Origin of the sequence: Streptomyces sp. NPDC005408, assembly GCF_040606445.1 — a bacterium.
Classification (GTDB): Bacteria; Actinomycetota; Actinomycetes; order Streptomycetales; family Streptomycetaceae; genus Streptomyces.
In genome coordinates this window covers 70,248-77,327 of record NZ_JBEXEX010000036.1, presented here as the reverse complement: position 1 = coordinate 77,327, position 7,080 = coordinate 70,248, and the positions used below count along the sequence as shown (strand labels likewise).

Genomic DNA, 7,080 nt, shown 5'->3' with positions numbered 1-7,080 from the left:
TTTCGTCCTCCACGCACACTTGGTTTTCGTGACGAAGTACCGGCATAAGGTCTTCACCGACCAGCACCTGACACGACTCGAAGAGATCATGCGCAGCGTCTGCACGGACTTCGAGGTCGAGATGGTCGAGTTCAACGGCGAGAACAACCACATCCACCTCCTGGTGAACTTTCCGCCAAAGGTCGCCCTGTCCAAGCTGGTCAACAGCTTGAAGGGCGTCAGCTCCCGCCGGATGCGCCAGGAGTACCCCGACCTGGTCCGGCACTACTGGCGGGCTCAGCGGCTATGGTCCGGTTCCTACTTCGCCGGATCAGTCGGCGGGGCGCCGTTGTCGATCGTCCGCCAGTACATCGAGCAGCAGAATCGTCCACTGTGACCTGCGGGTCAGAGCAGCCCTGAGAATCGCTTCACCACCGCCCTAAAGGGCGGTGCACTGCGATTAGTCCCGGTAGCGCCATTGTTGACTTTGTACAGACCCCGCATGGACGGCAGATGCTTCACGTCCATGTCCCAGACCAGGTTCTCCACCTTATGGTCGAAGGAGTAGAGGCTGATCCGGGTCTCATGACCGAGGCTGTCCGACTCGGCCTTCAAGCCCGCCACGAACTCGTCCACAACGCGGATGAGTTGAATCTGGTGCTGATGCATGGAACCCGAACAGTCCACTACCAGCGCGACGTGATTCACCTTGTGCTGGATCTTGTTGGCGGACACGCTTGTGCTCCTTCTCCGAGGCTCCCCAAGTGATGTCTCCACACTATGGGGAGGCACTGACAACGGAGTTTGACGGACGATCACCCGCCTGTGCCGCGGCAGACCCCGGGCGGGAGGCAGCGGTGAGAGCGAGACGCCCGTGTTCCGAGCACACGGCCTGCACAGGGTGAACTTTCCCCGCCTCCATCCTCACGTCCACGCGATGCGCTTGACCGCGTAGCAGCACAGGCGGGTGCCGTAGAGGCCGAGGGCATCGTCGGGGTCCACTCGGATCACGGGGCGTCGAGAACTCCATGATCTTGGAAGCGGGCCTGTCACATTCCCCAGCTGCCGCCGGCAGGCATATCGCCATGGACCGGGCGCCAGCCGACTACGCGGAGGCGCTGCGGCCTGGGGCACGTCATCCGTCCGCGGTGACCTCGGCCTCCCAGCGCAGCAGGTCGCCCGGCTGGCACTTGAGCACCTCGCAGAGCGCGGCGAGGGTCGCGAAGCGCACCGCCTTGGCGCGGCCGTTCTTGAGCACGGCGAGGTTGGCGGGGGTGATCCCGACGCAGTCCGCAAGCTCGCCCACGGACATCTTCCGCTTGGCCAGCATCACGTCGATGTCGACAGTGATCGGCATCAGATCACCTCGTCCAGCTCGGCCTGCATCCGCGTGGCCTCGACGTCGCGCGCCACGGCCTGGGCCAGCAGCATCCGCAGCACGAGCACGATGAGCGCGACCCCCAGGATCGCCACGCCGATCCCGCCCATGGCGAGGATCCCGGGCGGCTCCATTTCCGGGCCCGATGCCAGGAGGGCCGCGAGCGCGAACCACAGGAGGGCGGCAGCCACGACCGCGCCAATTACGACGTCCACGTACTGGAAGGCGGCGTGGGAGAACACGGTTCCGCGCCGTACCATCGCCACCAGCCGCCATACGCAGACCAGGACGACCTGGAGCGTCGCGCCGCCCAGGATCACGATCACGCGGAGCGGGGTCAGCGGGAGCGTCCCGTCCTCCGGGTCGGTGGCCAACGCCCACACCATCAACGCCTGTACGAACACCCCGCCGGCGAGCATCACCACGAGCACGGCGCGCAGCGCATGCACTGTCAGCTTTCCCACGACCCCTCCTTCTATCGAGTTACGATGTGAATCTATCGAGTATCGATAGATGAGGCAAGAGCTGGGACGGCGGATGGGCGGCGCTTTCGCACCGCGGCGGAAGCCGCCGCCCCTCCCGTGGCATGGCGCTCGCGCGAACCGTCTTGATCTTGTCGAAGTCGCCCCCGCTTGAGCACAAATCGGACGTCACTCGACTACGCCGAAGCCCTAACTCCGGACTGTGGTGGCCGGTTGGCCTGAAGGCGATCCCGGCGTGCAGGACGAACAGCGTGGTCGCAGGTCCAAGTCGTACACAACGCACAACAGGAGACCGCCGCCTCGGCCGAGGCGGCGGTCTCCTGACAATGCGAGCAGGGGGTGCTCCTACACCGCGTCCCTGCTGATCGGCTGCGGATTCGGCACGATCTTCCGCGCCGCGGGCCGCCCCGGAGCCCGCAGGAACACCGCGAGCACCGCTGACGCAAGTCCGATCGAGCCCGCGAGCGCGAAGGCGCCGCCATAGCCCCAGGCGTTTACCACGAGCGCACCCACACCCGATCCGACCAGGCCGGATATGAGCTTGGAGCTGTAGACCATGCCGTAGTTGGACGCGTTGTTGTTCTCGCCGAAGTAGTCCGCGGTCATCGCCGCGAACAGCGGGAAGATCGCGCCACCGCCGAAGCCGGAGACCATCGAGCAGAACAGGAAGAACGGCATCGAGCCCATGTCACCTGAGAAGAACACGCCGAACTGCGCGCTCCCCAGCACCACACACACGATGATCAGCGTGTTCCGCCGCCCGTAACGGTCCGAGATCCAGCCGATCACACCCCGGCCCGTGCCGTTCACGATCGCCTTCAGCGACATGGCCGTCGCCACGATGCCGCCCGCGAAGCCCATCTCCTTCCCGAACGGCACCTGCATGGCGATGCCGAAGATATTGATACCCGCCGTGCAGAGCAGACAGAACCACATCATCCACAGCACCGGGGTCCGAGCCGCCTCCCGGGGCGTGTACTGCCTGACAGCGGGCGGGTTCTTCGCCAGCGCCCGCACGATCCGCGGGTCGTCGGACGTCTTCAGCGGATCGACCGCCGCGGGCCACCAGTTCTTCGGAGGATCCCGGAAGAACCAGCCCGCCGCCGCCACCGCCGTCGCGCACACGACGCCGACGAAAACCAGCACACCCTGGTAGTTCGTCAGATCCATGTACTGCGTGAAGAGGAAGACGAACGGCACCGAGCCATAGGCGAAACCGCCGTTGACCATGCCCGTCTTGCCGCCCTTGCGCTCCGGATACCACTTGCCGACCATGTTCACGCAGGTCGCGTAGACAAGTCCGGCGCCGATACCGCTGAACATCCCGAAGCCGAAGTACGCCACGATCACATTCGGTGCGTACGCCAGCGACAGATAGCCCAGTACGGTCCCGACCGCACCCAGCATCATCGCGCTGCGGGCGGGCAGTCTCCCGCTCTCCCGCAACTGGCCCGCCGGGAAGGCGACAGCGGCCTGGAAGAAGACCCAGACGCCCATCAGCCAGAAGATGTGTCCGCTGCTCCACAGATGCGCATCGTGCAACGTCTCCTCGGCCGAGGTGAACGCGTACTCCGAAGAGCTGATGCCCAGCATGCCTATCCATGGGAACAGCACCATGGTCCAGCGTGGCCGCCCCATGATGTCCCGGTCGGTCTCGCCGAGCCGGTACACGCGGCCGTTGCGGTCCGTCACCTCCCTGAAGGCGACGGGCGTAGAGATGTCTGTCGTTGTCATGACGTTTAGCACCCCTTGTGTCGAAAGAGCTGGCCAGCGCCCCCTGTCCAATACCTTTCGTTCTGTTGGGGTCGGGGGCGGCCGGTAGAGGTAAAGACACCCCCGCGCGACCGCCCCCTCCTCGGTCACCTCATCGACCACCACCCAGCAGGCCTGCCGCCCGTGCCCAGCGGTACTTCGCGCCGAGCGCCGCCACCGGCTTCTCCGTCGTGTACGGATACGCCACGACGCCCCGCTCGAAGAGGTACTGGCACGCCTCCTCGACCTCGACGTCGCCGGCGAGCGACGCCACGACCGGCTTCTCGATGCCGCGGGCCCGGAACTCCTCGACCACGCGCGCCGTCAGCTCCGCGAACACCATCGGGGGAGTGACGATCGTGTGCCAGTAGCCCAGCACCAGCGCATGGATCCGCGGATCCTCAAGACCCAGCCGGATCGTCGCCTCATACGTCGACGGAGGCTCGCCGCCCGTGATGTCGATCGGGTTCCCGGCGGCCCCGAAGGGCGGGATGAACGCCTTGAACCCCGCGTCGAGATCGTCCGGGATCTCCATCAGGGACAGCCCGTTGTCGACGATCGCGTCCGAGAGCAGCACCCCGGAACCGCCGGCGCCGGTGATGATGACGACGTTGTCGCCCTTCGGCGTCGGCAGCACCGGAAGCGCACGCGCGTACTCCAGCATCTCGTTGAGACCGGGCGCGCGGATCACTCCCGCCTGCCGCAGCACGTCGTCGTACACCGCGTCGTCTCCGGCAAGAGCGCCCGTGTGCGAACCGGCCGCCTTCGCTCCGGCCGACGTACGCCCGGCCTTGAGCACCACCACCGGCTTCTTGGGCACGGTCGCCCGCGCCGCCTCCACGAACGCTCGGCCGTCCTTGAGGTCCTCCAGATGCATCGCGATGCAGTGGGTGTTGGGATCCTCGCCGAACCAGGTCAGCAGATCGTCCTCGTCGAGGTCGGACTTGTTGCCGAGCCCGACGATCGCGGACACTCCCGTCTTCGTCGTACGGGCGAAGCCGAGGATTGCCATCCCGATCCCGCCGGACTGTGAGGTCAGCGCCACGCCGCCCTTGACGTCGTACGGCGTGCAGAAGGTGGCGCAGAGGTCCTGCCAGGTGGAGTAGTAGCCGTAGATGTTCGGCCCGAGCAGCCGCACGCCGTACCGCTCGGCGATGGCCACGATCTCGGCCTGGAGCTCGTGTTCACCGGTCTCGGCGAAACCGGACGGGATCAGGACCGCGTTCGGGATGCCCTTGCGGCCGACCTCCTCGAGCGCGGACGCGACGAACTTCGCGGGGATCGCGAATATCGCCACATCGGGCTCACCCGGAACATCCATCACGCTCTTGTACGCCTTGCGGCCCAGAATGTCATCGGCCTTTGGGTTCACCGGATGGATATCGCCCGGAAAACCGCCGTCGATCAGATTGCGCATGACCGAATTGCCGATCTTGCCCTGCTCGTTGGATGCGCCGATGACCGTCACCGAACGCGGCTGCATCAGCCGTCGCATCGAGGTCAGGATCTCCTCGCGGGAGTACTGTCGCCGCCGGGCCACGGGCTCGTCCGTCAGCAGGATCCGCACATCCGCCGCCATCACGCCGTCCGCCGACGCGAAGACGGGGTTGAGGTCCACCTCCGCGATCTCGGGGAAGTCGGCGGCCAACTGCGAGACCTTGACGACCAGACCGGCGAGCGCGTCGCGGTCGACGGCAGCCCCGCCGCGTACCCCGCGCAGGATCTCGGCCGCCCGGATCCCGTCGAGCATCGACAGCGCGTCGTCTTTGGAGGCGGGCGCGAGGCGGAAGGTGACATCCTTCAGGACCTCCACCAGCACCCCGCCGAGCCCGAACGCCACGACCTTCCCGAAGGTCGGATCGGTGACCGTACCGATCAGCACCTCTGTCCCGGCCGGCACCATCTGCTGCACCTGCACACCGAGAATGCGCGCATCGGGGTCGTACGCCTTCGCGTTGGACACGATCGCGGTGAACGCCCCCCGCACCTCGGCGCAGGACTTCAGCCCGATCTGCACCCCGCCCGCATCCGTCTTGTGCAGGATGTCCGGCGACACGATCTTCATCGCCACCGGGAACCCGATCCGGTCGGCCAGCGCCACCGCCTCGTCCGCGGACTCGGCGAGCGCCTCGGCAGGAGTCGGGATGCCGTAGGCGTCTGTGATCAGCTTGCCCTCGGGAGCGGTCAGGGCCGTACGGCCTTCGGCGAGCGCGGCTTCCAGTACCGCGCGCGCCGCGTCCTTGTGCCGGTCCACTAGATGACTCCGTTCGTCTTGAGCAGCCGAAGTTCCTCGTCGCCGAGCCCCAGCTCACCGACGTACACCTCTGCGTTGTGCTCGCCGAGCAGCGGTGATGAGACCACCTCCACCGGGGAGTCCGAGAGCTTCAGCGGACTGCCGACCGTGGTGAAGGAACCGCGCTGGGGGTGGGCCACCTCGACGACCATCTCGTTCGCGACCAGCGACTGGTCCTCGATGATCTCCTTGGTGGACAGAATCGGCCCGCACGGGATGTTGTGGGCGTTGAGCTGCTCCAACACCCCCCACTTGGGCAGCGTCGAGGACCACTCCTCGATCAGCTGGAACATCTTCGACAGCTTCGGCAGCCGCGCCTCCGGCGTCGACCACTCGGGATCGTCCGCCAGCTCCGGCCGGCCGATCAGCTCCGACAGCGGCCGCCAGCCGACCGGCTGGACGATCACGTACACATAGTCGTTGGGCCCGCCGGGGGCGCACCTCACCGCCCAGCCGGGCTGCCCGCCGCCCGACGCGTTGCCGCTTCGCGGCACCTCGTCGCCGAAGTCGTCGTTCGGATACTCCGCGAGCGGGCCGTGCGCGAGCCGCTGCTGGTCCCGCAGCTTCACCCGGCACAGATTCAGCACCGCATGCTGCATGGCGACATTGACCCGCTGGCCGCGCCCGGTGTTCTCCCGCTGGAACAGCGCGGCGAGGATGCCGGCGACCGCGTGGATGCCGGTGCCCGAGTCGCCGATCTGCGCGCCGGTGGCGAGCGGTGGTCCGTCCTCGAAGCCGGTCGTCGCCATGGATCCGCCCATGGCCTGCGCCACGACCTCGTACGCCTTGAAGTTGGTGTACGGGCCCTCGCCGAAGCCCTTGATCGAGGCGTACACGATCCGCGGATTGATCTCCTGGATCCTCTCCCAGGTGAAACCCATCCGGTCGACGGCCCCCGGGCCGAAGTTCTCCACCATCACGTCGCTGCGTTTGATCAGCTCGGTGAGGATCTCCTTGCCGCGCTCGGTCTTGGTGTTGAGGGTAATGCTCCGCTTGTTGCAGTTGAGCATCGTGAAGTAGAGCGAGTCGACGTCGGGCAGATCGCGCAGCTGCTTGCGGGTGATGTCGCCGCCTGGGGCCTCCACCTTCACCACGTCGGCGCCGAGCCAGCCGAGCAGCTGGGTGGCGGAAGGACCGGACTGGACATGCGTCATGTCGAGGACGCGCACGCCCTCAAGAGCCTTGGTCATGAGAGG

At 66.7% G+C, this 7,080-nt stretch carries 6 protein-coding genes and 1 pseudogene; 1 reads left to right on the top strand and 6 read right to left on the bottom strand.

Features of this window, described 5'->3' with window-relative positions:
- Positions 1-376 (top strand): IS200/IS605 family transposase (gene tnpA / locus ABZS64_RS27810; protein ID WP_355835214.1); only part of this gene is annotated, 376 nt, incomplete at its 5' end.
- 71 nt (positions 377-447) lie between these two features.
- Here the strand turns inward: tnpA and ABZS64_RS27805 are convergent.
- The 6 genes and pseudogenes from ABZS64_RS27805 to frc all read right to left on the bottom strand — a co-directional run.
- Positions 448-714, bottom strand: a pseudogene (locus tag ABZS64_RS27805) (VWA domain-containing protein); the annotation flags it as partial.
- 400 nt (positions 715-1,114) lie between these two features.
- A complete protein-coding gene (locus ABZS64_RS27800) occupies positions 1,115-1,336 on the bottom strand; it encodes a helix-turn-helix transcriptional regulator (RefSeq protein WP_355835211.1) in 222 nt (73 codons plus the stop codon).
- A complete protein-coding gene (locus tag ABZS64_RS27795; protein WP_355835208.1) occupies positions 1,336-1,821 on the bottom strand; it encodes a DUF2975 domain-containing protein in 486 nt (161 codons plus the stop codon). The genes ABZS64_RS27800 and ABZS64_RS27795 overlap by 1 nt, the downstream gene beginning before the upstream one ends.
- A 363-nt stretch (positions 1,822-2,184) precedes the next feature.
- Positions 2,185-3,573, bottom strand: a complete 1,389-nt coding sequence (locus ABZS64_RS27790) for an OFA family MFS transporter (RefSeq protein WP_355835205.1) — start codon at positions 3,571-3,573, stop codon at positions 2,185-2,187.
- Positions 3,574-3,703: 130 nt separating this feature from the next.
- A complete protein-coding gene (locus ABZS64_RS27785; protein ID WP_355835202.1) occupies positions 3,704-5,845 on the bottom strand; it encodes an acetate--CoA ligase family protein in 2,142 nt (713 codons plus the stop codon).
- On the bottom strand, positions 5,845-7,074 hold the full coding sequence (frc, locus tag ABZS64_RS27780) for a formyl-CoA transferase (protein WP_355835199.1): 1,230 nt from the start codon (positions 7,072-7,074) through the stop codon (positions 5,845-5,847). The genes ABZS64_RS27785 and frc overlap by 1 nt, the downstream gene beginning before the upstream one ends.
- Between the last annotated feature and the right edge of the window lie 6 nt (positions 7,075-7,080).

Excerpts from the sequence above, each read along its gene's own strand:
- ABZS64_RS27800 (WP_355835211.1), bottom strand. The coding sequence starts at position 1,336 with ATGCCGATCACTGTCGACATCGACGTGATGCTGGCCAAGCGGAAGATG.
- ABZS64_RS27790 (WP_355835205.1), bottom strand. The coding sequence starts at position 3,573 with ATGACAACGACAGACATCTCTACGCCCGTCGCCTTCAGGGAGGTGACG.
- frc (WP_355835199.1), bottom strand. The coding sequence starts at position 7,074 with ATGACCAAGGCTCTTGAGGGCGTGCGCGTCCTCGACATGACGCATGTC.